This is a genomic window from Bradyrhizobium sp. Pha-3, from assembly GCF_042258615.1.
GTDB lineage: Bacteria > Pseudomonadota > Alphaproteobacteria > Rhizobiales > Xanthobacteraceae > Bradyrhizobium.
In genome coordinates this window covers 1,279,173-1,301,076 of the sequence record NZ_CP170152.1, presented here as the reverse complement: position 1 = coordinate 1,301,076, position 21,904 = coordinate 1,279,173, and the positions used below count along the sequence as shown (strand labels likewise).

Genomic DNA, 21,904 nt, shown 5'->3' with positions numbered 1-21,904 from the left:
GCTTTCGTGTCATTTATCGCGCCACCTCCGGGCCGGTCGCCGGGCCCGGGCAGTTTGTCGATCGCGGAGTACTGACATTGCGTCTGATCAGGTGCCTTGCGCTGCTGGCGCTGGGCCTCATGATGTTTGCCGCTGCGCCTGACGCGTATGCGATCGACGCGGTCAGCGTGCGCAGCGATGCGCCGGCGATCGACCTCACCGCGGTTCTCGACCATCAGCGCAGCGAAACCGACCGCATCCAGGTCTCCACTGCACCTGGAACCGATGGCATCGTGCGCCGCATCGAAGTTCGCGCCCGCGAAGGCGGCCAGAACTGGGTGGTGTTCGCGCTCGCCAACAACACCGACGACCAGCTCGACCGCCTGATCGTCGCGCCGCACTATCGCATCGTGTCGTCCGGCCTGTTGTGGCCCGACCTCGGCTTGTCGCGCATCGCCACCATCACGCCGTCGGTCGGTGATCGTCCCGAGCGGCAGGAGAGCCCGACCGCCGACGTGTTCCGCATCACGCTCGATCCCGGCGCTGTCGTCACCTATGTCGCGGAACTGCGCACCGACAAGCTGCCGCAGCTCTATCTGTGGGAACCCGACGCCTACAAGGACAAGGTCAACTCGTTCACGCTGTACCAGGGCATCGTGATCGGCATCTCGGGCCTGCTTGCGCTCGTGCTCACGATTTTGTTTGTGGTCAAGGGCAGCATCATGTTCCCGGCCGCCGCGGCGCTGGCCTGGGCGGTGCTGGTCTATATCGGCGTCGACTTCGGCTTCTGGGGCAAGGTGCTCGACATGTCGAACAACGCCGAGCGCGTCTGGCGCGCGGCGGGCGAGGCGATCCTCGCGGCGACGCTGCTCGTGTTCCTGTTCGCCTATCTCAACCTCAGTCGCTGGCATGTCCGCTACTCGCACATCACGATCGGCTGGCTGGTCTTCCTCGGCTCGCTGGTGGCGCTGGCGCTGTTCGACCCCGCGGTCGCCTCCGGCATCGCGCGGATGTCGCTGGTGATGATCGCCTTCGCCGGCTTCGCGCTGATTGTCTATCTCTCGACCCACGGTTTCGACCGCGCGGTGCTGCTGATCCCGACCTGGTTCCTGCTGGTGGTCTGGGTGGTCGCGGCCGGCATGACGGTCGCGGGTTCCGTCACCAACGACATCGTCGGCCCGGCGCTGCTCGGCGGCCTGGTGCTGATCGTGATGCTCATTGGATTTACGGTGATGCAGCACGCCTTCGCCGGCGGCGGCGCCACCACCGGCGTCGTCTCCGATGTCGAGCGCCGCGCATTGGCGCTGACCGGCTCCGGCGATCTGATCTGGGACTGGGACGTCTCCGCCGACAAGGTGTTCACCAGCCCGGAGACCGAGGCGCTGCTCGGCCTCAAGCGCGGCACGCTGGAAGGCCCGGCCGCGAAATGGCTCGAGGTGCTGCACCCGCTCGACCAGGACCGCTTCCGCGCCGCACTCGACAGCGTGCTCGACCAGCGTCGCGGCCGCCTGGTGCAGGACTTCCGGCTGCGCACGCCCGACGGCCACTTCATGTGGTTCGCGCTGAAGGCGCGGCCGGTGGTCGGCTCGGACGGCGAGGTCTCGCGCGTGGTCGGCACCCTGACCGACGTCACCGAGTTCAAGAACTCCGAAGAGCGGATGCTGCACGACTCCGTGCACGACAACCTGACCGGCCTGCCGAACCGCCGGCTGTTCATGGACCGCCTCGGCGCGGTGGCGAACCTCGCCAAGACCATGCCGAACCTGCGGCCAACCCTGATGGTGATCGACCTCGACCGCTTCAAGCAGGTCAACGATTCCGTCGGCATTGCGGTCGGCGACTCCATCCTGCTGACGCTGGCACGCCGCCTCACCCGCATCCTCAAGCCGCAGGACACGCTAGCGCGCATGGCCGGCGACCAGTTCGGCCTCATCCTGCTGTCGGAGCAGGACCCGGCGCGGATCACCAATTTCGCCGAGACCATCCGCAAGACCATCCGCGCCCCGATCGCCTTCAACGACCGCGAGATCTTCCTGACCGCGTCGATCGGCCTTGCGCTGTCCGACCCGGCCGCGCCGCTGACCGACGAGATCATCAAGGACGCCGAGCTTGCGATGTATCATTCGAAGCGGATCGGCGGCGACCGCATCGACGTCTACAAGCCGGCGATGCGGGCGCGGAAGACCGACCGCCTGACCCTCGAGAGCGACCTGCGCCGCGCCATCGAGCGGCAGGAGATCACGATCCTGTACCAGCCGATCGTGCGGCTGGAAGATCGCGCGATCGCGGGCTTCGAGGCGCTGGCGCGCTGGGACCATCCCAAGCTCGGCCGGATGTCGCCGTCGGAATTCATCAACGTCGCCGAGGAGACCGGCCTGATCGTCGATCTCGGCATGTTCGTGATGGACCAGACCGCGCGCCAGCTCGCGGTGTGGCAGCGCGCGATGCGCGCCCGCGAGCCGATCTTCGCGTCGGTCAACGTGTCGTCACGGCAATTGCTGCGCCACGATTTGATCCACGACATCCGCACCGTGCTGTCGCGCTCCTCGGTGGCGCGCGGCACGCTGAAGCTGGAGCTGACGGAATCGCTGGTCATGGAGAATCCGGAGCACGCCGCCCAGATGCTGGCGCGGATCCGCGAGCTCGGCACCGGGCTGTCGCTCGACGATTTCGGCACCGGACATTCCTCGCTGTCCTATCTGCAGCGCTTCCCGTTCGACACCATCAAGATCGACCAGTCGTTCGTCCGCACCACCAGCCGCGGCACCCGCCCGGTGATCCTGAAATCGATCATCGCGCTGGCGCACGATCTCGGCATGGAAGTGGTGGCGGAGGGCGCCGAGACGGATTCGGACGCCGTCGAGCTCTACCAGCTCGGCTGCGAATACGCGCAGGGCTTTGCCTTCGGCGAGCCGATGGACGCGGATGCCGCGACGCGCCTGCTCACCGAGGAACGGCTGGAAGCCGCGAGCTAGCGCGGCTTCGGCATGCGCTTGAACCTGACGCTCTTGCCGTCGGCTTGGCGCGTGGCGATGTAGCCGGCGTCGAGGCACGCTTCGCGCTGCGGCATCTTCTCCTGCGGGCTGCGCAGGGTTTCCCACCACGACGCCCGGTGCGCGGCGCGCGGCAGCGCCGCATCGATGATCGCCTCGATCTCTTCGAAGGTCAGCACGAATTCGGGCAAATGCTGCTTCTTCAGATAATCCCGCAGCGCGTCGTAGACGTTCACAACATCCTCGATAAAAAATCAGGGTCCGGCAACCACCCGTTAACCCATTCGGCGGCCGCTGTCGCCATTTAAGGCGACAACAAGATTTCCCGTTGCATGACGGCGCTTTGGAGCGGGACATGCCATTTCGACGGGGAAATGACGCAAGGCGGCGCTGGCGGCTATCGGCAAAGCTGCTGATCGCAGCGTCCGTTGCGACCGTCCTCGGCTTTTCCGCGGTCTGCGCCGGCGTGATGTTCGACATGCGCCGCGGCGAGGAACAGCTGGCCCGCCGGACCCTGGAGAATCTGGCGTCAGGCATCGAGGCCGACATCAGCCGCAACGTCGAGCTCTACGACCTGTCGCTGCGCGCGGTCGCCAGCAATCTGGAAATGCCCGAGATCCGCGGCGTCAGCAAGGAACTGCGCCAGCTGATCCTGTTCGATCACGCCGCGACCGCAAAGCATTTCGGCGCGATCCAGGTGTTCGACGTCAAGGGCAATCTGACCATCGACGCCGCGAGCCTCGATCCGCAACCGGAGAACCGCAGCGACGAGGAGTATTTCGCCATCCAGCGCGACCATCCCGACACCGGGCTGTATGTCAGCCGGCCGATGCTGCATCGCGGCGCCTACGCCATCGTGCTGAGCCGGCGCATCACCGGTGAGGACGGCCGCTTCCTCGGCGTCGTGGTCGGCTCGATCCGCTTCAGCTACTTCCACGATCTGTTCGGGCGGCTGAACCTCACGCCGGGCGACACCATCACCGTGCTGCGCAACGACCGCACCATCATCATGCGGACGCCGTTCGATCTCGACGTGATCGGCAAGAACCTCGCCGAGCAGTTGGACTGGAGGTCCGAGAACCCGAAGATGGGCGGCGCGTTCTCCGGCAAGGGCCCGGTCGACGACACGCCGCGGCTCTATGTGAGGCGCAGCAGCAGCGGCGGGCCGCTTTACGTCGTGGTCGGCAAGCCGCTCGAAGCCGTCTTCAGTCTCTGGCGCACCGAGGCGATCAGGATCGGCGCGATCATGGCCTTTCTGGTGCTGTTCGTGCTCAGCGCGACCTTGGTGCTCGCCCGCGAGATCGTCCGCCGCGCCGACGCCGAGGACAAGCTCGAGGAGCTCGCGACCACCGACGCCCTCACCGGCCTGAAGAACCGGCGCAAATTCGATGCAGAGATCGACCGCGAATGGCGCCGTGCCGGCCGGTACGGCCAGCCAGTTGCGCTGTTGATGATCGATGCCGATCACTTCAAGGCCTACAACGACACCTATGGGCATCAGGCCGGCGATCAGGTGCTGGTGGGAATCGCGATCTGCATTTCGGATGCGGTGCGCCGCGCCGGCGACTGCCCGGCGCGTTTCGGCGGCGAGGAATTTGCCGTGCTGCTGCCCAACATGACCGCGCTCGAGGCCTTCAATCTGGCGGAGACGATCCGCAACAAGGTCCAGCAATGGTGCGAGGGCGAGCTGATCACGACGGTGAGCATCGGCGTCGCCAGCATGCGGCCGCTCGCCGGCCAGCAATGGTCCGACCTGATCGAAGCCGCCGACAAGGCGCTCTACGCCGCCAAGGCCAACGGCCGCAACCAGTCGGTGCTCGCCACCGTGCCGAAGATCGCGCTGGTGGCGTAGCTTCACTCGCGCATCCCCTCAGAGCATCTCCTTGCGAAAACTTTCACAACCGTCATCCCCGCGCAAAGGCTTGCCTTTGGCGCTGGAGGAGCGCGTAGCGCGTCTCGAAGGATGCACGGCCGCCAGCCGGGCCGTCGATCCTTCGAGACGCCCGCAAGCGCGGGCTCCTCAGGATGACGGGGCTGAGTTCGGATTGAACTGTCAATTAGCATATTCGGTGTCATCACCCGCGCATGCGGGTGATCCAGTATTCCAGAGACGCCAGTGCTTGAGCCGAAACGCCGCGGCGTGCTGGATCGCCCGGTCAAGCCAGGCGACGACGGGTGTTGGTGGGGACGCAGTTCTGAAACGCTGCGCCGCATCGCCCGCCAACTCAGCCGCGATGCTTCTTCTTTGGCTTCTTGCCGAACTTCGGTTTCGCCGGCGACACGTCTGGCCAGTGTCCAGCCTGGCCGGACTTGTTCCGATGCTGCTTTTTCTTTCCGAACCTTGGCTCGTCGCCGGATTTCGGCTTCGCGCCTTTGCCGTCCCGGTCGAAGCGGAACGCGGCTCTCGATTCCTGTTTTGGCGCGTAGTCTTCACGCGAACGGCCCGCGCCTTCGTTCGAAAACGCTCGCGCCTCGCGGTCCGGCTTGCCGCGTCGCTTTGCGGCCGCATCGTCACGCGGCTCGTCGCGGCGCGGTGCGCTGTGGCCGCCGTCATCCTTGTCGCGCCAAGCATCGGGCCTGGGCTTGCGCGCCGGCTTGTCCGAAGGGGCCTGCCGCTGCGGGGCGTCCGCCAGCGGCTCGATGCGGATGGTGTCTTCCTTGTCCGGACGCTTGATCTTGACGGCGAAGGAATCCGCGACCCGCGCGGCGATCTCGAACTCGGTGGTCGTATCCGAGATCTTGATGGCGCCGATGTCGTGCTTGTCGATGCCGCCACGACGGCAGATCATCGGCAACAGCCAGCGGGCTTCGGCATTCTTTCTGCGTCCGATCGAGGCGCGGAACCAGACGGTGGCCTCCTCCATGCCGTGACGCGGGGAGACCTTGCCGGCCTTCGATCGCGGCCCGGCGGGACGATCCTCGCGGCGCGAGGTGCGCTCGCCGCGGCGATCGTCGCGGTCGCGGCCCCGGCCCTCGCCGGGATCGAGAATGTCTTCGGGCGCAGGCAGCCGCGCGCGATAAAACCGGGCCAGCGCCGCGGCGATCGCCTCGGGCGACCGTTCGGCAAGCAAGGCCTGCGCGAGCACCTGATCCTCGGAGGTCACCTCCTCGGAGAACACCGCGTCCTGCAGCAGGCGGTCATGGTCGAGCTTGCGGATCTCGTCCGCCTGCGGCGCAGAGCCCCAGACCACATCGATGCCGGCGTGATCCAGCAGCAATTCGGCGCGCCGCCGCCGTGCCGGCGGCACCAGCAGGATGCTGACACCCTTGCGGCCGGCGCGGCCGGTGCGGCCCGAGCGGTGCTGCATGACCTCCGGATCTTTCGGCAGATCGGCATGAATGACGAGATCGAGGCTCGGCAGGTCGATGCCGCGCGCCGCCACGTCGGTCGCAACGCAAACCCGGGACCGTCCGTCGCGCAGTGCCTGCAGCGCCTGGGTGCGCTCGTTCTGGGTCATTTCGCCCGACAGCGCGGCCACAGAGAACCCGCGCTCCAGCAGCGCCGCCTGCAAATGCCTGACCGCTTCCCTTGTGTTGCAGAACACCAGCGCGCTCGGCGCCTCATGGAAGCGCAGCAGGTTGACGACCGCGTGCTCGACATCGTCGGCGGCCACCCGGATGGCGCGGTACTCGATATCGGCATGGCCGCCCTCGTCGCCGGCGACCTCGATCCGGAACGCCTGCTGCTGATACTGCTTGGCCAGCGCGACGATGCCGCGCGGAAACGTCGCCGAGAACAGCAGGGTTCGGCGGGTGTCCGGCGTGGTCTCGAGGATGAATTCCATGTCCTCGCGGAAGCCGAGATTGAGCATCTCATCGGCCTCGTCGAGAACGACGACCCGCAAGCCCGAAATGTCGAGACGGCCGCGCCGCAAATGGTCGCACAACCGGCCGGGCGTGCCGACCACGATGTGAGCGCCCGCGGCAAGCTCGCGCTGCTCGCGGCGCGGGTCCATGCCGCCGACGCAGGAGACGACGCGACCGTCCGCATGCTCATAGAGCCATGCGAGCTCGCGCTGAACCTGCAAGGCGAGCTCGCGGGTCGGGGCGACGATCAGCGCCAGCGGTGCGGCCGCGGGCTCGAACCGCTCGGCGCCGTCGAGCAGGTCCTTTGCCATGGCCAATCCGTAGGCAACGGTCTTGCCCGAGCCGGTTTGGGCCGAAACGAGCAGATCGCGGTCGACGGCGTCGTCCGCGAGCACGGCGAGTTGGACAGGGGTCGGCTGATCGTAGTTGCGCTCAGCCAAGGCGCGGGCGAGCGGCGAACTTGTGGTCGGAAAGGGCACGGAATGGGAAACCTTGATTGGTCCGGGTGCAGAACGTCGAGCGGGACGACCTGAGGCTGCGTACCCGGCAGGCGGCACAGCCGCATGACGATTTCGGCTGCTTTACGCCAAGAACGACCAAACCGCCATGCCCCCGCAGCGGAAAAAGCCGCGGATCAGGCCGGTTGCCCGATCGGGGGCTGGCTGCCGGCGATCCGGTCGATCAATCCGGACAGCCGTGATGGCGACGGGCCGGCTGCGGCAATCGTGCCCCGCGCGGCGGTCAGCGCGCCCGGCACGAGTTCGCAGGCCAAAAGGCGGTCGCGCTCATATGGGCCGGGCATGCGAAGCATACCGGTTTTCTCGGCCGAGAACCCGAAGCGGCTGTAATAGGCGGCATCGCCGACCAGGATGACGGCGCGGTGACCGAGCCGATGCGCCCGCTGCAAGGCCTGCCGCATCAGCGTGGCGCCGATGCCGAGACACCGCGCCTCCTCCGCCACCGCGAGCGGGCCGAGCAGCAGGCAGGCGTGACCGGTACCGGTCACGACGGGCCACAGCCGCAATGTGCCGACCAGGTGGCCGCCACGGCGCGCGACAAACGCGAGGCCGCGCGCAGGCTTGCGGCCCTCGCGCAGCCGCTCCGAGGTCTTGGCGAAGCGGCCAGGACCGAATGCAGCGTCGAGCAGACTGTCTCGCGCCGCCACGTCCGAACGGCGTTCCTGACGGATCGCAACCGGTTTGTCGTTCGGAGAACCAAATGAGGGCATCATGCAACCCTCGCCAGATAGATGAAGACCTCGTCGAGGTCCCGGCACTTGAAGCGCTCGGCGAGTTCGCCCGGACGTCCCATCGCGACGACGCGGCCGTGGCTCATGATCACGACGAAGTCGCAGAGCTGCTCGACCTCGGTCATGTTGTGCGAGGACAGCAGGATGGTGGCGCCGCGGCGCTTTTGATAGGCGCGCAGCCGGCTGCGCACCCACTCGGCACGGTCAGGGTCGAGCGATGCCGTCGGCTCGTCGAGCAGCAGCACGTCCGGGTCGTTGATCAGCGCCTTCGCGACGGCGACACGGGTCTTCTGCCCGGCCGAGAGCCGCCCGGTGACGCGGTCGAGCACGTCGCCGAGCTCGAAATCCTCGATCAGTTCCTCGATCCGCGCCTTGAGATTGGCGACACCATAGAGCCGCCCGAACACGGTCAGGTTCTGCCGCACGGTGAGCCGGCCCGGCAACGCGACATAGGGGCTTTCGAAATTCATCCGGCTGAGCACCTTGTGACGCTCGGTCGCCATGTCGTGGCCGAGCACCATGGCGCGGCCGAAACTTGGAACCACCAGGCCCATGATCATGGCAATGGTGGTGGTCTTGCCGGCGCCGTTGCCGCCGAGCAGGCCGACGGTCCAGCCCTTCGGCACGTTGAAGTTCACGTCGTCGACGGCCCAATGGGTGCGGTACTTCTTGCAGAGGTCCTCGACCGCGATGGCCGGCGCCTCATCGATACCGAGGCTAACACGCGCATTGTCCTGCGCGGGCGTGGTGTTTGGCGACACCGGTGTCAGATGTCTGCGGGGCAAAAAGCGTTCGATGCGGCTCATGGATGTCTCCCTTACTCGCCCATGGTGAGCAGGCCGCCCTTGTGGCGGGCGCTCTGCAGCAGGGCAACGAATGTGGCGAAGCCCGTGCCGAGATAGACGGCGTTGAGCGCGAGGCATTCGATCATCAGGTCGGTGCGGAAGGTGCCGTCGAGCAGCACGGCGCGCATGCCCTCGAACACGTAGGTCGGCGTCAACGACCAGGCGACCGGATGCAACCAGAGAGGCAGCGCCTCGACCGGATAGTAGACGCAGCACAGCGGCAGCAGCACGATCATGATCGAGTAGGCGAGGCTTTCGGCGCCGAGGCCCTGGCGGATCACGAGGCCGGCGACGACGAGCCCGATCGCCCAGCTGGTCAGCACGAGGTTGAAGAAGAACGCAATCAACCCCGGTCCCATCGCATAGACATTGAAGCCGAACAGCAGCAGCGTCAGCAATGTCACCGGCAGCGTGCCGATCACCAGCCGGATCAGGCTCATCAGCATCAGCGAGGCCGCAAGCTCGAAAGGCTGCAACGGGCTCATCATCAGGTTGGCGAGGTTGCGCGACCAGATCTCCTCCAGGAAGGTGAAGGTGAAGCCGAGCTGGCCGCGAAACAGAACGTCCCAGAGCAGGACGGCGCCGAGCAGCAGGCCGGCGGTGGAGGCCATCGCCGACTTGCTCTGATAGAGGTACGTGTAGAGGAATCCCCACACCAGCATCTGCATCGCCGGCCAGTAGACGATCTCGAGCAGCCGGAGCCATGACGAGCGCAGGATGTAGTAATAGCGCGCCGTCATGGCGGCGATGCGGTTCAATGACTGTGTCATGGCATCCACCCGTGCGGCCGGCATCAGTCGATCTCGCGGCGGATCGGGCGGCGCTTGCCGACCTTGGGCGGAAACACGAGCAGCGCGTTGGCCTGCACCCGGACCGGATGCTCGAGGCAAGCCGCGAGCAGATCCTCCAAATGCGCGACCGAACCGCGCAGCCGTGACATCGGCGTATCCTGGCCGAGCACGACGCGCGCCTCGACGAGGTCGACGCCGCGCTGCACGATCTCGAACTGCGCCAAATGCAGATTGCAGTCGAACATCCAGCGATAAGTCGCGTCGAGAATGCTGCCGGCCGGCACCTTACGGCCGTCGCGGTTGACGAAGGCATCGTTGAGCCGGCCGTCGATGCTGGCGATTTGCGACCAGTTGATGTCAGACGGCACTGGATTGGCCGGCTGGGTGATGTAGTCGCCCTGCACGTAGCGGATGAACGGCATCGCCTCGTTGAGCAGGTTGGTGATCACGGCGATGCCGGACTGTCCGGCAGCCTGCGGCTCCATCGTGACGGGGTCGAGCACGTCGAGATGCACAGTGTCCTCGCAGACGTGATACTGGCCGTTTGGCATCTCGAGCGCGATCCGCGTCGCCTCCTCGGAGGAATATTCGTCGAGCACGGGGACGCCGAGCTGGCGCGACCATTCCGCACGAGCAGTGCGCGAGGAATATTCCGAATGCGTCACCGCGAGATTGAGCGAGGAGCGGAACTCGTCGACATGCGGCATCAGCGCATCGAGGCTCGACGGATAGAGCGAGAGGATCTTCGGCCCGAGATAGCGCAGATGCTGGGCGACGCGCGCCGGCGGGATCAGGTTCGAGATGAACGCGGTCGGATAGTCGCCTCCGATCGAATCGAACCACCACGGCACGGTGTAGACATGGGCAAGCAGGTCCTCGGCGCGGTAATTGCCGCCGCTCTGCATCGCGAACTGGCGGACGCCCTGGATGGTGTCGGTGATGACGGCGTCATAGTCGACGCGGATCAGCAACGTCTGGCCGGACGAGCCCGACGAGCGCGTCGGAAACAGGTTTTCCGGCTTGTACTTCTTGTTGACGCACTGGTCCGGAAAGGCCGCGACCAGCTCGGGCTTGGTGATGACCGGGATCTTCTGGATGTCGTCATAGTCGCGCAGATGTTCCGGTTTGAAGCCGGCCGCATCATACTTGGCGCGGTAGACCGGAATGTCCCGGTAGGCGAGCTCGACCAGCTCCTTGATCCGGGCGAACTGCCGCGCGCGGATTTCCGACACCGGCAGATAGGGATGCCGCATGCATTCGCCGAGATAGTTTGCGGTGGCCGCGACCAGCTCGGGCGCGGCTTCGTTGGAGGGCTGGAAATCCGGGCGGGTGTGCTCGGTCTCCCAGAACTGGCGCTGCGGCACGCTTGCCGCATCGGCGGGGACGAGGGTCGCGGCGGCCTGATCGTGCTCCGGCACCAGAGCAAGGCCGTCATCGGAAACGCTGATCGCAAGGGCAGACGTCATTTTCAGCTCCATGATTGACGGGAGACCGCCCGTTCATGGCGCTATCAATGGCTCGCGGCGCCGGCTCCCGCCGTGACGCGCGTCACATGCGGTCGCACTTCCGCGCAGGCCGAGACGTAGGGCGGGTTAGGCGAAGCCGTAACCCGCCGCAACCCCATGCGATGAAGCAATGGCGGGTTACGCTGACGCTAACCCGCCCTAAAATGCTGATTGCTTCAGTCGGCTACTTGCCCCACGTCGCCTTCCTGATCCGCCCCTTGCCGCCGCACTGCTTGCAGGGCTCGGGATAGATCTTCCGCCCCGGCTCGCCCGGCTGTTTCACCTCTGGAAAGCCGGTCCCTTTACACGCGTCGCACTTCTCTTCATCGGAAATAAGGTGCTTCACCATCAACCGTCCCGGATTGAAAAATCCGAAGCCCGCGAGTGCGGGCTTCGCCACCCGTTGGATACGAACAGCGACGGGTTGTGGTTTCCGCTGCATGGCTGCTCTGCGCAGCGACGCGGCAGAGAGATCGGGGGAACGACAACGGCCCGATCGCCGTTGTCAGCTTCTCCTGACCCGACCTCACTTCGCCTTGAGCGCCTTGTCGTGGTTCTCGAGTGCGGATGCCATCAGCTTCGGCAATTGCGCGGCATAGACCTCGATGAAGGTGGCATCGCCGCAGGCCTCCGGATCGCGCGCGGCCTGCTCGGCGACTCGCGCGGCCTTGGCCTCGCATTTCGCGAACACGTGCCAGAACCAATCCGGGCTCTTGCCGAGCGCCGGCTTGTGCTTCTTGATGACGGCGGCGCCGACTGCGCTCATCGCGTTGACGACGCCGGCGCCCAGCGTGCTGATGGCCCGCGCGTTCAGGATATCCTCGCGCGATTGCGCGGTGGCGTTGCTCGCGGTGGCTCGTCCGGTCGTTCGTGCCATGCTCAAGCTCCTTGTCGATCCCTGGTCGGTCCTGTGCGACGGGCAAAGCATCGGCCGGGGAGGTTGAGGAAGGCTCAAGGGGCATGGTTGAAATCCGCTATGGATTTCATTCCGGTTTTATGCGCTTCCGAGCTATCGGGCCTCGCGGGGCTTTTGACTTCCCCTCCGCCGTGAGATCTGTCAGCAGACGTTACCCTTTGGCGCCGTAACGGCGGATCAGCTGTCTCCGACCACCTGCGGCTGAGGACCGACCCCAAGAACATCGTTCCCCGGCCGCTTGATCAGAGCGGATAGTTGTGCGGAAGCTGGACCGAATCGATATTCGAGCGAGGTCACGCAGATGCCAACCTATTACTGCACCAGCGCGCAAGGCCGCCTCAGCGCGGAACAGAAGGGCCGGATCGCGAACGAGATCACCCGGATCCACGCCGAGGTGACGGGCGCACCGAGCTATTTCGCGCAGGTGATCTTCAGCGAGGTCGCGCCTGGCAACTGGTTCATGGGCGGCGTCCCGGTCGCCCATGACCACATCTTCGTCTACGGCCATATCCGTTCCGGACGCGCCGCCGTCGACAAGACGCGAATGATCAAACTGATGGCGGACGCGGTCGGAGCCGCCGCCAGTGTCGACAGCAAGCGCGCGGTCTGGGTCTATCTCAACGAGTTGCAGCCACGGCAGATGATCGAGTTCGGCCATGTGCTGCCCGAGCCCGGCGACGAGCCGGCGTGGACCGACGCGCTGCCGGAAGCGGATCGCGTTTTCATGCAGTCGATCACCGGGCGGCGTTGAAGCGCCTGCGGGCCATCGCTGGCCTCGGTGTGCGAGACGGTGCGCAAGATGGAGCCGCGACCGGGCCTGCGCCTGATGGTGCCCGGCCGCATTTTACAGCCAGACCGGATCGTCCATCCAGTCCTGGCCAACTAATCTTCCACCGTTCGTCAAACTAGCTCCTCAATCGACAGTGCGTTCGCATGGCGCGACGCCGTTTCAGGCCTCGAGAGGAGTCCCATGAGAGCATTACCGGCATTGGCGACAGGCGCAGTTCTTATTGGACATGCCCTCGCCGCGAACGCAACGGCGGTCGCCGCTGTCGACCCGGTCTGGAGCACCGAGATGCGCCGCAGGACCTGAGGCCGGTCACTATTTCGCGACCTTCGCAAACAGTGCCACCGTCATCCACCTCGACTATTCGGCCCTGCAATGCGGCAACCAGCCAAGGCTCTGCACTGCGTCCGGTTGTCTTCATCAGACTTTCGCGAAGGTACACGGCAGATACGTCCTGACCCGGTCGGACTACGAGTAACCGATCAGAGCCCATTGAGTGCGGCAGACGTGACTTGTACGCTGCCGGCCCTGCCGCCGACCGCGCGGGCAGCTTGCAACGCCAAGACCGTGTCCAGGAAGACCGCGTCCAGGGGGGCGAGATGAGATTTCGAATTCTGGCCGGCGTCGCCGTCGCGGTCGCGGCCACATGTTCGGCGATCCCGATCCTGCTCGCGCGCGACGGCACGGACCCGCTGTCGCCGGCCACGCTTGCCGACATCGCCCGCGTCGAAGCGGAGATCGACCGGATCGAAGCCGATACGCTGACCCGCCTGGCGGCTGCTCCTGACAATCAGGTGCAACAGATCGAGCTGCTCGGCAAGCTGCTGCTGTTCGACAAGCAGCTGTCGGTAAACCGCAACGAAGCGTGCGCCTTCTGCCACATGCCGGAGACCGGCTTCACCGGACCGATCTCGGAGATCAACCGGACCACCGGCTCCTATCCCGGCTCGGTCCGCACCCGCTTCAGCGAACGCAAGCCCCAGACCCATACCTACGCGCCGCTGTCGCCGGTCCTGCACTACAACGAAGGCCAGGGCGATCTGGTCGGCGGCAATTTCTGGGACATGCGCGCGACGGGGCGGCGCCTCGGCAATCCCGCCGCCGAGCAGGCCGAAGGACCGCCGACCAATCCGGTCGAGATGGGCCTGCCCGATATCGCCTGCGCGGTGTATCGCGCCTCGCAGCGCCCCTACCGCGGCCTGTTCGAAGCTCTGTGGGGCGCACAGGCCTTCGCGATCAATTGGCCCGCCGACGTCGAGACAGTCTGCAACACCCCCGGACCACCCCCCGCCGGCGATCCGCTGCCGGTGCATCTCAGCAATTTGGATCGCGGCCGCGCCGCAGCCACCTTCGACCAGATGGCGCAATCGATCGCGGGTTATGAGGCTTCGCACGAGGTCACGGCGTTCTCCTCGAAATACGATGCGGTGCAGGCCGGCAAGGCCACCTTCGCGCCGCTGGAGCAGCAGGGATACGAGGTCTTCCGCGGCAAAGGCCGCTGCAACGAATGTCATCGCGACGGCGGGCCCGGAGAGGACCCGCTGTTCACCGACTTCACCGCAAGCAATATCGGAACGCCGGCGAACCCGGAGCTGCCCTTCTACGCAGAGAACGTGCCGGACGATCGCGGCTATGTCGCGAACAAGGATGGCACTGCGTTCGTCGATGGCGGGGTCGGCGCCTTCCTGGCGAGCGGCCATCCGCTCAGCCAGCCCTCGGCCGTCGACGCGCGCTGGAAGCCGCTGGCGTCGCAAACCCGCGGCCGATTCCAGGTGCCGACACTGCGCAACGTCGACAAACGGCCCTCGCCCGACTTCGTCAAGGCCTACGGCCATAACGGCTACTTCAAGAGCCTGAAGGAGATCGTCCACTTCTACAACACGCGCGACGTGCTGCCGCGCTGCGCCGCGCACGACCCGCGTGAAGGCACCGGCTGCTGGCCTGCGCCGGAAACCACCGACAACATGAACACCAGCAAGACCGGCCATCTCGGCCTCACCGACCAGGAGGAAGATGCCCTGGTCGCGTTCATGCAAACGCTTACGGACGGCTACACGCCGCAGAAGAACTAGCTCGCCCGCCGCTCATGCCCCGGTCACGCGCCAGATCACGTTGCCGACATCGTCAGCCACCAGCAGCGAGCCGTCGGGGCCGACCGCGACGCCGACCGGGCGGCCATACGACACCTTCTCGTCGGGCGCGAGGAAGCCCGACAGGATGTCGCGCGCCGGACCCGAGGGACGGCCGTTCGTAAACGGCACGAACACCACCTTGTAGCCCGACAGTGTCGAGCGATTCCACGAGCCGTGCTGGCCGATCGCCATGCCATCGGGGAAACCCGGCAGCGTGCCTGCGGGCATCCAGCACAGGCCGAGCGAGGCGGTGTGGCCGCCGAGCGCGTAGTCCGGCTGGATCGCCTTGGCGACCATCGCCGGATCCTGCGGCACGCGATCGTCCACCGTCTTGCCCCAGTAGCAGTAGGGCCAGCCGTAGAAGCCGCCGTCGCGCACCGAGGTGAGATAGTCCGGCGGCGTCTCGTCGCCGATGCCGTCGCGCTCATTGACGACGGTCCACAGCACATTGGTGGTCGGCTCCCATGCGAGCCCGACCGGGTTGCGCAGGCCGCCGGCGAAGATGCGGCTGGTGCCGGCCGCGAGATCGAGCTCATAGATCGCGGCGCGGCCTTCCTCGACCTTCATGCCGTTCTCGGCGATGTTGCTGAGCGAGCCGACGCCGGCATAAAGCTTCTTGCCGTCGGCGCTCGGCAGCAGGCTGCGGGTCCAGTGCCCGTCGGGCTTGAAGGTGACGAGCTTGCGTCCCTCCGCCGTGATGCGATCCGCGCCCGCTGTGTAGGGAAATGCGACCACGCCGTCGGTGTTGCCGACATAGAAGGTGTCGCCGATCAGCGCCATGCCGAACGGCTGGCGCAGCCCCTCCATGAAGGTACTGCTGCTTTCGGCGACGCCGTCGCCATCGCGGTCGCGCAGCAGCGTGATGCGGTTGGCGCTGACGCCGAGGGCGGCGGCGCGGCGCATCGTCGCCTGCATCGCATAGTGGAAGACGCTGCGCGGGGTTCCTGCGATTTGCGTCGCCTCCGCGATCAGGACATCGCCGTTGGGCAGCACGTTGATCCAGCGCGGATGATCGAGCCCGGCGGCGAAGGCGTTAACCTTGAGCCCTGCTGCTGCGGTCGGAAGCTGGCCCTTGTCCCAGCCGCGTGCCGTCGGCATCTTCAGCGTCGGGATCGCGTCCTGCGACTTCGCCGCCGGGATTTGCGGCGCGGTGCCCCAGGCCGGTGCGGGCTCGGCGCCCTGCATCCGCCGCCACGCCACGGCGCCGGCCCCGATCGCCGCGACGACGCGGGCAAAAACTCCAGACGTGCTCATGAACTTCCCCTGTTATATTCGCGCGTTGCCCGCCGGCCCGGGCCCGTGGCAGCATTCGCATAATGCCGGGCCTGATGACAGTAGTTATACGATCTTCGCAGCCGCCATCGAATCGAGGAGACTGGCTTCACGCTCCCTTGTCAGAGCGTTTTCCTCCCTGAGACCTTGCCCGCCCCGGTCGGCGGGCTTCCTTTTCCGAAGCCCCCTGTTCTTACAGCTACGTGGCCGTTATAGCCGAAAAAGCATAGCGGACCTGCGGCGGATGCATTCTACCGGGCGGAGCGAACGGCGCTCGGTCGGACGGGGCGGCCAGCGCGAACACAGCATCGATCGGCATCGGCGTGCCCTTGACCGGATCGAGCTGGCCATAGGCCTTGTAGTGCACGAGGCGGCCGTCGCGCGCGATCGCCACCACGGCGCCGGGCACGCGCTTGGCCGCGATCTCGCGCGCGAAGAACTCATCGAGCCGCGCCAGTCCCTGATCCGAGAAACCAGCCTGATGCGCCGAAGCTTCCGGGAGCGGCGGCGCGGCATGGGCGATGTTGAAGGCAAGACATGTGGCGGCGGCAGCCGCGGCAATGGCGATCGTTCTCATTGTTTCCTCACCGGGACCGCGGGCGATTGTTATGAATTCGCAGCCCGCTCCGGCAGGCTTAGATCACGCCGGCAGAGGCGACAAGGCGCGGCGGCGCGCGGCGGTGTCGCCGGGGCGCATGCGTGCCCTCGACGTCGTCAGCCGCCAGGACACGCAAGCCTTCGTCGATTACGCCAAGGAGCAGTTCGGGCGTGTCGACGTGATGGTCAACAACGCCGGCGTCATGCCGCTCTCGCCGCTCGCTTCGCTCAAGGTCGACGAGTGGGACCGGATGATCGACGTCAATATTCGCGGCGCCCTGCACGGCATCGCTGCCGTCTTGCCGGGCCGGCACGGCCGTGGATCGAAGCACCAGAAAGCGCGGCATCAGAAAAGACCTCAGTGACTTCGTGGCCTTCACGCTCGCACCAACGACGGCACAACGCTGCCTGATCCTCAATCGAGCGAGGATTCTGCAGGTCCGATGAGTATCGGGCGTAGATCGCGGCTCTGGCCATGGTCGCTGCGCTTTGTTGCCGGCTCCAGGGATGCCGGCGTGTGCACAGAGGAAGGCACTTCCCAGTTCGGCAACTAATTCTTCGAACGCATAGGCGTGTGAGCCGAACCGTGTGGAGAGGTTACGGTTGAGCCGGTCCTTGTGCCCGGTCCCATGGATGACCTCGTGAAAGGCCACGCCATAGAACTCCTCGGGGCTTTCAAACCACGAGTAGGGCGGCAGAACGACCTGATCACGCTGCGGGTAATAAGCCGCCTTCGTGCCCGATTGTCGCTCAGCCTCTTTCCAGCGCCAAGCGATGCGCGGGCTACTTCGCGGCCGAACTTTTGTGGCGGTCCAGAGCCCTCGAAATAAGTTCCTTGGCCTCAGCTGTGTCGCCCCATCGAAGCACCTTGACCCATTTGCCACCTTCCAGATCTTTGTAGTGCTTAAAGAAATGTTCGATCTGCTGGAGCGTTAAAAGTGGCAACTCGGTCGCCTCATGAACGTCCTCGTAGCGCTTCGTCACGCGCGAGATAGGCACAGCGATAATCTTTTCATCCGGTCCTGCTTCGTCTTGCATGATCAACACGCCGATCGGCCGGACCGCGATCACGGCCCCCGGAAGCAGCGCGCGCGTATTGGCAATCAGAACATCGCAAGGATCTCCGTCCTCCGACAATGTCGTGGGAATGAAACCGTAGTTTCCGGGATAACGCATCGGCGTATAGAGGAATCGATCGACAACGAGAGCCCCCGACGCTTTGTCGAATTCATATTTGATGGGCTCCCCGCCGATAGGGACTTCGATCACGACGTTGACCTCGTCGGGGGCGTGTGGACCCGCCTTGAGTGCGTTCAAGTTCATTATTGGACTCCCGGCAAGAATGGCGCGTATAAGGGCTTGCGCTGGGAGGAACGAGCTCCTACCGACGCGTTGCGTTGGTAGGAGTCATCAGCCTTGCGGCGGTTATCGGGGGACTCCATCCCCATCGATGGTACTTATGCTAATCCCAATCGTCCGTAGGTCAAGTCGTTTGAAACGCGATACTGTTCTTTCGACTGTCCGCCGCATCATCCGCAGTGTCGCGATGGCTTGTGGCCTTTGCGTCGCAGGTGCGCTTGGTTGGGCTGGCCTTCTTCAACTGACCGACAATTTCCATGTGGTGCGGGAAGGTCAATTGTACCGATCGGCGCAGATGAGCGGGGACCATCTGAAGGAAACCATTGAACGTTACCACATCCGCACCGTAATCAACCTGCGGGGCGAGCATGTGAGCGATCCGTGGTACGACAAGGAGATCGAAGCGACGCGAGTTGCCGGTGCAATCCATGCCGATCTTGCGCTGTCCGCGCGACGCGAGCTGACGGAGGACGAACGTCAGCGCCTGCTCGTCCTGCTCCGGGACGCGCCGCGCCCCATTCTGATCCACTGCAGGTCGGGCGCCGATCGTACGGGGCTAGCGGCTGCTCTTGATCAGTATCTGGTTGCAAAAGTGCGGGCGTCAGATGCCGCGCGCCAGCTGTCCTTCCGGTACGGGCATTTTCCCTACTTCAACCGCACCGCCGCCATGGATCGCGTCTTCGAACGCGAAGTCGCCAGCGGAGATTAAGTTAAGCGGTCGGAAGCCGAGACGCGCCGGCCGTGGGGGGCGGCCGGCGCGTCTTGCTTGCATGGCCGTTAGAGCAGGACCACGGCCTTCTGCAACGCGATAAGCAATCCAATCCCGAAGGGAACGCCGACGGCGATCCAGGCGAGCGCCCCCGTAAGACCGAAAGCGCCACGCGCGGCGGTTTCGGAATCACTGGCGGCAAGGTCCTCATGCTGGAGCGACCGCTCCGCAGCCAATTGTTCGTCGGTCATCCAGTACTTCTTGTCGACAGGTCTGACGAAGAAATTGCAGACGAAACCGCAGAACAGAAGAAAGGCCATCAGATAGAGCGTGCGGTCGTAAACCAGATTGGCTGGCACGTGATGATCCAGCTGGACTTGACGAAGACCGGCGATAATCGCGGGGCCGATGACGCCGGCGACGGACCATGCCGTAATGAGGGCGCCATGGATCGCGCCTACCATCTGCGTACCGAATATGTCGGCGAGATATGCAGGCACGGTAGCGAAGCCGCCTCCATACATCGTGAGAATGATGCAAATTGAAAGCACGAACAGAGCTGGCAGGCCCAGGTGGCCCCAGGTCGGAAGGGCACAGTAGAGCGCGATGCCGAGCAGGAAGAACGCGTAGTAGGTATTCTTGCGACCGAGCTTGTCCGAGAGCGATGCCCAGAAAATCCGGCCGACACTGTTGAACAGGCTCACGAGACCAACAAGGCCAGCAGCGGCGGCGGCAATTGCGGCGCGTTGCGCGGAGGAGATGGTATCCATCGAATCGACCCCGAGCAGCTTTGCCCCAAACACGTCTTGAAGCATTGGACTTGCCATCGAAATGACGGCGATACCAGCTGTGACATTGAGTAAGAGAACGCCCCAGATGAGCCAGAATTGCGGTGTGCGCCACGCCTGGTGAAGATGGACATGATGGGGCGTGATCATCGCGTTGGTGCGCGGGGCGGGTGGCGTCCATCCGACGGGCTTCCACCCTGTCGGGGTGACACGGAAACCAAACGCGGCGATGCCCATGCCAATGAAGTAGATGATGCCCATCGTGATTAGCGTCCAAGAGACGCCCGGCACACCGTGCTCACCAAAGTAAGACATGAGCCAGACCGCCAAGGGCGCGCCGACCATTGCGCCGCCGCCGTAGCCCATGATTGCGAAGCCGGTGGCCATTCCCCGGCGGTCGGGGAACCATTTGATCAGAGTCGAGACCGGTGTGATGTATCCCAATCCCTGACCGATGCCGCATATGACTGCCGTGACGTAGACGAGCCAGAGCTGATGAACCGAGACCGCGATCCCTGCCAGGACGAGGCCTCCGCCCCAGCACAGAGCTGAAATCAGGCCCGCCTTGCGTGGGCCGGCATGTTCGAGCCAGCCGCCCCAGATCGCGGCGGATATGCCGAGCACGGCAATGAAGACCTCGAAGATATGCGTGACAGCCGGCACTGACCAGTTGCATGTCGTCGTCACGAGCTCAGCGAAAAACGATTGGTTCGTGCAAGCCGCGGCGCTGACGTTGGGCAGCAAGCGGCTCATCGGCAGCCAAAAGACCGAGAATCCGTAAGCCATGCCGATACACAGGTGAAGCGCAAGCGCCGCAGGCGGTACCAGCCAGCGATTGAATTGTGATCCTGCGATCGTGCGTTTGCGGTCGAGAAGTCCTGCCGTTGCGATTGGTCGATGCCCCAAATCCGGAATGCTTGTCATTGTCTTCTGCCCCCTTGCTTGAGGCATGATTGAAGGTCGCCCTGAACGGCCACAAACAGCGGCCGCGCAGGCGCGTGATTTGAGTTTTCGGGAAGTCGCAGTGACAGCTGCCGAAAGCCGCAGCCGTCCTGTCGATACAGCTGAGCTTGAGTGTATTGTCCCATCGCGCACCCTCATATGCGGGCGTCGCGGCAGGGACATGGAGAATCCTACCGGCGCAAGTGCCCGGTAGGAGTCATCAGCCTCTTTGGCAGTTGTCGGGGGACTCCATCCCCATCAACGTTATCTATTATTGTTGCTTGCGGTCCGGGGCGCGGTCAAGCGAAGCCGCGTCCAACTTAGGACGTAGACATCACGCTTCTCGCGGTGTGATATCATCGGCCCAACCGAAAGCATTTGGTGTGGCCGAATCTCTCGCCTCGGCAAGGGTCCATGTGCGGTGGCCTTGTGCAGGAACGCGCTTTTCACGACTCTCATGCCATGAAGGTGCGGACCAGCATCACCATGCCCAATGCCGAAAACAAGAATGCGGCGGCGCCGATAAGCGTGACGTGAATACGAGATCAAGAGCGACAAGACCGACCACGTCGCGGCGCACAAGGGCAGCGCGCTCCATCATGCCTAGCGAAGGCGTAGCGCTTCCGTTCTTCACGGTCGGCCATTCCAACCGCAGTCTCGAGGATTTCATCATCCTGCTCACTGCGGCGAGGATCGACCGTGTCGTCGATATCAGAACGGTGCCGCGGTCGCGCACCAATCCGCAGTTCAACAGGGACACGCTCCCCGATTCGCTGGCGGCCGCCGGCATCTCCTATGAACATCTGGCCGATCTCGGCGGGCTGCGCGGCAAGGCGCGAGGCGTGCCGCCTTCAGTCAACGGATTCTGGAGCAACGAGAGCTTCCACAACTACGCCGACTATGCGCTGTCGCCGCAGTTTCACGCGAGCCTGCAGCATCTGCGCGACGAGGGCCGCGGGCTGCGCTGCGCGATCATGTGCTCGGAAGCCGTGTGGTGGCGCTGCCACCGCCGCATCGTCGCCGACTATCTCATTGCGTCCGGCGAAACCGTCGTTCACCTCATGGGGGAGCGCCGCCTCGAGCCCGCCCGCCTCACCGAAGGCGCCATCGTGCAGAGCGATGGGACGGTGGTCTATCCGGCGACGGGGCAACTGGATTTATGAGCGGGTCGCGAAGCCTGCGGCGGTCCGCGTCGCGCGCGGTGCGGCACCTGGCGCAGTCATGCCAACGACA

18 protein-coding genes, 3 pseudogenes and 2 riboswitches are annotated in these 21,904 nt (G+C 65.0%); of the genes and pseudogenes, 7 read left to right on the top strand and 14 right to left on the bottom strand.

Annotated features, from left to right (window positions below; translation table 11 throughout):
• Nucleotides 1–77: 77 nt before the first annotated feature.
• Nucleotides 78–2,954, top strand: a complete 2,877-nt coding sequence (locus ACE10Z_RS06115; RefSeq protein WP_050422740.1) for an EAL domain-containing protein — start codon at nucleotides 78–80, stop codon at nucleotides 2,952–2,954.
• On the opposite strand, the gene ACE10Z_RS06110 is transcribed toward ACE10Z_RS06115, so the two are convergent.
• A complete protein-coding gene (locus tag ACE10Z_RS06110) occupies nucleotides 2,951–3,208 on the bottom strand; it encodes a hypothetical protein (protein ID WP_375787137.1) in 258 nt (85 codons plus the stop codon). The two genes, ACE10Z_RS06115 and ACE10Z_RS06110, sit on opposite strands and share 4 nt — an antisense overlap.
• A 119-nt stretch (nucleotides 3,209–3,327) precedes the next feature.
• Between ACE10Z_RS06110 and ACE10Z_RS06105 the strand changes: the two genes are divergently transcribed.
• Nucleotides 3,328–4,824, top strand: a complete 1,497-nt coding sequence (locus ACE10Z_RS06105) for a diguanylate cyclase (protein ID WP_375787136.1) — start codon at nucleotides 3,328–3,330, stop codon at nucleotides 4,822–4,824.
• Between the two features lie 373 nt (nucleotides 4,825–5,197).
• On the opposite strand, the gene ACE10Z_RS06100 is transcribed toward ACE10Z_RS06105, so the two are convergent.
• The 7 genes from ACE10Z_RS06100 to ACE10Z_RS06070 all read right to left on the bottom strand — a co-directional run bounded on the left by ACE10Z_RS06100 (nucleotide 5,198) and on the right by ACE10Z_RS06070 (nucleotide 12,046).
• Nucleotides 5,198–7,258 carry a DEAD/DEAH box helicase gene (locus ACE10Z_RS06100; RefSeq protein ID WP_375787135.1) on the bottom strand — a complete coding sequence of 687 codons (2,061 nt, stop codon included), beginning with the start codon at nucleotides 7,256–7,258 and terminating at the stop codon, nucleotides 5,198–5,200.
• A gap of 155 nt (nucleotides 7,259–7,413) precedes the next feature.
• Complete coding sequence (locus ACE10Z_RS06095; protein ID WP_375787134.1) at nucleotides 7,414–8,010, bottom strand: GNAT family N-acetyltransferase; 597 nt, start codon at nucleotides 8,008–8,010, stop codon at nucleotides 7,414–7,416.
• Nucleotides 8,007–8,834 (bottom strand): ABC transporter ATP-binding protein, encoded by an 828-nt coding sequence (locus ACE10Z_RS06090; protein ID WP_375787133.1) that lies wholly within the window; start codon nucleotides 8,832–8,834, stop codon nucleotides 8,007–8,009. The genes ACE10Z_RS06095 and ACE10Z_RS06090 overlap by 4 nt, the downstream gene beginning before the upstream one ends.
• 11 nt (nucleotides 8,835–8,845) lie before the next feature.
• Nucleotides 8,846–9,643 carry an ABC transporter permease gene (locus ACE10Z_RS06085; RefSeq protein WP_375787132.1) on the bottom strand — a complete coding sequence of 266 codons (798 nt, stop codon included), beginning with the start codon at nucleotides 9,641–9,643 and terminating at the stop codon, nucleotides 8,846–8,848.
• Nucleotides 9,644–9,666: 23 nt separating this feature from the next.
• Nucleotides 9,667–11,130 carry a phenylacetate--CoA ligase family protein gene (locus tag ACE10Z_RS06080; protein WP_375787131.1) on the bottom strand — a complete coding sequence of 488 codons (1,464 nt, stop codon included), beginning with the start codon at nucleotides 11,128–11,130 and terminating at the stop codon, nucleotides 9,667–9,669.
• A gap of 223 nt (nucleotides 11,131–11,353) precedes the next feature.
• Nucleotides 11,354–11,611 (bottom strand): hypothetical protein, encoded by a 258-nt coding sequence (locus ACE10Z_RS06075; protein ID WP_375787130.1) that lies wholly within the window; start codon nucleotides 11,609–11,611, stop codon nucleotides 11,354–11,356.
• Nucleotides 11,612–11,695: 84 nt separating this feature from the next.
• The gene (locus tag ACE10Z_RS06070; RefSeq protein ID WP_375787129.1) at nucleotides 11,696–12,046 is read right to left on the bottom strand and encodes a hypothetical protein; all 351 of its coding nucleotides are present in this window, start codon (nucleotides 12,044–12,046) and stop codon (nucleotides 11,696–11,698) included.
• A gap of 340 nt (nucleotides 12,047–12,386) precedes the next feature.
• Between ACE10Z_RS06070 and ACE10Z_RS06065 the strand changes: the two genes are divergently transcribed.
• Both ACE10Z_RS06065 and ACE10Z_RS06060 read left to right on the top strand, forming a co-directional pair.
• On the top strand, nucleotides 12,387–12,836 hold the full coding sequence (locus ACE10Z_RS06065) for a tautomerase family protein (protein ID WP_375787128.1): 450 nt from the start codon (nucleotides 12,387–12,389) through the stop codon (nucleotides 12,834–12,836).
• A gap of 635 nt (nucleotides 12,837–13,471) precedes the next feature.
• The gene (locus tag ACE10Z_RS06060) at nucleotides 13,472–14,944 is read left to right on the top strand and encodes a cytochrome-c peroxidase (protein ID WP_375787127.1); all 1,473 of its coding nucleotides are present in this window, start codon (nucleotides 13,472–13,474) and stop codon (nucleotides 14,942–14,944) included.
• A 12-nt stretch (nucleotides 14,945–14,956) separates the two neighbouring features.
• Here the strand turns inward: ACE10Z_RS06060 and ACE10Z_RS06055 are convergent, their stop codons facing one another.
• Nucleotides 14,957–16,258, bottom strand: a complete 1,302-nt coding sequence (locus ACE10Z_RS06055) for a PQQ-dependent sugar dehydrogenase (RefSeq protein WP_375787126.1) — start codon at nucleotides 16,256–16,258, stop codon at nucleotides 14,957–14,959.
• Nucleotides 16,259–16,562: 304 nt separating this feature from the next.
• Nucleotides 16,563–16,853: pseudogene (locus ACE10Z_RS06050) on the bottom strand (serine hydrolase); the annotation flags it as partial.
• A 118-nt stretch (nucleotides 16,854–16,971) separates the two neighbouring features.
• Between ACE10Z_RS06050 and ACE10Z_RS06045 the strand changes: the two are divergent.
• Nucleotides 16,972–17,205, top strand: a pseudogene (locus tag ACE10Z_RS06045) (SDR family oxidoreductase); the annotation flags it as partial.
• Here ACE10Z_RS06045 and ACE10Z_RS06040 read toward each other — a convergent pair.
• The 3 genes and pseudogenes from ACE10Z_RS06040 to ppa all read right to left on the bottom strand — a co-directional run bounded on the left by ACE10Z_RS06040 (nucleotide 17,135) and on the right by ppa (nucleotide 18,196).
• Nucleotides 17,135–17,350 carry a recombinase family protein gene (locus tag ACE10Z_RS06040; protein ID WP_375787125.1) on the bottom strand — a complete coding sequence of 72 codons (216 nt, stop codon included), beginning with the start codon at nucleotides 17,348–17,350 and terminating at the stop codon, nucleotides 17,135–17,137. The pseudogene ACE10Z_RS06045 and the gene ACE10Z_RS06040 overlap by 71 nt on opposite strands.
• Before the next feature lie 86 nt (nucleotides 17,351–17,436).
• Nucleotides 17,437–17,757 (bottom strand): annotated as a pseudogene (locus tag ACE10Z_RS06035) (zincin-like metallopeptidase domain-containing protein); the annotation flags it as partial.
• Nucleotides 17,657–18,196 (bottom strand): inorganic diphosphatase, encoded by a 540-nt coding sequence (gene ppa / locus ACE10Z_RS06030; protein ID WP_375787124.1) that lies wholly within the window; start codon nucleotides 18,194–18,196, stop codon nucleotides 17,657–17,659. The pseudogene ACE10Z_RS06035 and the gene ppa, both read right to left, overlap by 101 nt.
• A 71-nt stretch (nucleotides 18,197–18,267) precedes the next feature.
• A riboswitch (Fluoride riboswitch) is annotated at nucleotides 18,268–18,328 on the bottom strand.
• Between the two features lie 37 nt (nucleotides 18,329–18,365).
• On the opposite strand from ppa, the gene ACE10Z_RS06025 reads away from it, so the two are divergent.
• Nucleotides 18,366–18,941, top strand: coding sequence for a tyrosine-protein phosphatase (locus tag ACE10Z_RS06025; protein ID WP_375787123.1), 576 nt, complete (start codon nucleotides 18,366–18,368; stop codon nucleotides 18,939–18,941).
• A 68-nt stretch (nucleotides 18,942–19,009) separates the two neighbouring features.
• Here ACE10Z_RS06025 and ACE10Z_RS06020 read toward each other — a convergent pair whose 3' ends face one another.
• Nucleotides 19,010–20,653 carry an OFA family MFS transporter gene (locus ACE10Z_RS06020; protein ID WP_375787122.1) on the bottom strand — a complete coding sequence of 548 codons (1,644 nt, stop codon included), beginning with the start codon at nucleotides 20,651–20,653 and terminating at the stop codon, nucleotides 19,010–19,012.
• A gap of 222 nt (nucleotides 20,654–20,875) precedes the next feature.
• Nucleotides 20,876–20,937, bottom strand: a riboswitch (Fluoride riboswitch).
• A 333-nt stretch (nucleotides 20,938–21,270) separates the two neighbouring features.
• Between ACE10Z_RS06020 and ACE10Z_RS06015 the strand changes: the two genes are divergently transcribed.
• The gene (locus ACE10Z_RS06015; RefSeq protein WP_375787121.1) at nucleotides 21,271–21,834 is read left to right on the top strand and encodes a DUF488 family protein; all 564 of its coding nucleotides are present in this window, start codon (nucleotides 21,271–21,273) and stop codon (nucleotides 21,832–21,834) included.
• Nucleotides 21,835–21,904 lie beyond the last annotated feature (70 nt).

Coding starts and splice junctions, on each gene's coding strand:
- ACE10Z_RS06105 (WP_375787136.1), top strand. CDS start 3,328: ATGCCATTTCGACGGGGAAATGACGCAAGGCGGCGCTGGCGGCTATCG.
- ACE10Z_RS06095 (WP_375787134.1), bottom strand. CDS start 8,010: ATGATGCCCTCATTTGGTTCTCCGAACGACAAACCGGTTGCGATCCGT.
- ACE10Z_RS06090 (WP_375787133.1), bottom strand. CDS start 8,834: ATGAGCCGCATCGAACGCTTTTTGCCCCGCAGACATCTGACACCGGTG.
- ACE10Z_RS06085 (WP_375787132.1), bottom strand. CDS start 9,643: ATGACACAGTCATTGAACCGCATCGCCGCCATGACGGCGCGCTATTAC.
- ACE10Z_RS06080 (WP_375787131.1), bottom strand. CDS start 11,130: ATGACGTCTGCCCTTGCGATCAGCGTTTCCGATGACGGCCTTGCTCTG.
- ACE10Z_RS06075 (WP_375787130.1), bottom strand. CDS start 11,611: ATGCAGCGGAAACCACAACCCGTCGCTGTTCGTATCCAACGGGTGGCG.
- ACE10Z_RS06070 (WP_375787129.1), bottom strand. CDS start 12,046: ATGGCACGAACGACCGGACGAGCCACCGCGAGCAACGCCACCGCGCAA.
- ACE10Z_RS06065 (WP_375787128.1), top strand. CDS start 12,387: ATGCCAACCTATTACTGCACCAGCGCGCAAGGCCGCCTCAGCGCGGAA.
- ACE10Z_RS06060 (WP_375787127.1), top strand. CDS start 13,472: ATGAGATTTCGAATTCTGGCCGGCGTCGCCGTCGCGGTCGCGGCCACA.
- ACE10Z_RS06055 (WP_375787126.1), bottom strand. CDS start 16,258: ATGAGCACGTCTGGAGTTTTTGCCCGCGTCGTCGCGGCGATCGGGGCC.
- ACE10Z_RS06040 (WP_375787125.1), bottom strand. CDS start 17,350: ATGGCCAGAGCCGCGATCTACGCCCGATACTCATCGGACCTGCAGAAT.
- ppa (WP_375787124.1), bottom strand. CDS start 18,196: ATGAACTTGAACGCACTCAAGGCGGGTCCACACGCCCCCGACGAGGTC.
- ACE10Z_RS06020 (WP_375787122.1), bottom strand. CDS start 20,653: ATGACAAGCATTCCGGATTTGGGGCATCGACCAATCGCAACGGCAGGA.
- ACE10Z_RS06015 (WP_375787121.1), top strand. CDS start 21,271: ATGCCTAGCGAAGGCGTAGCGCTTCCGTTCTTCACGGTCGGCCATTCC.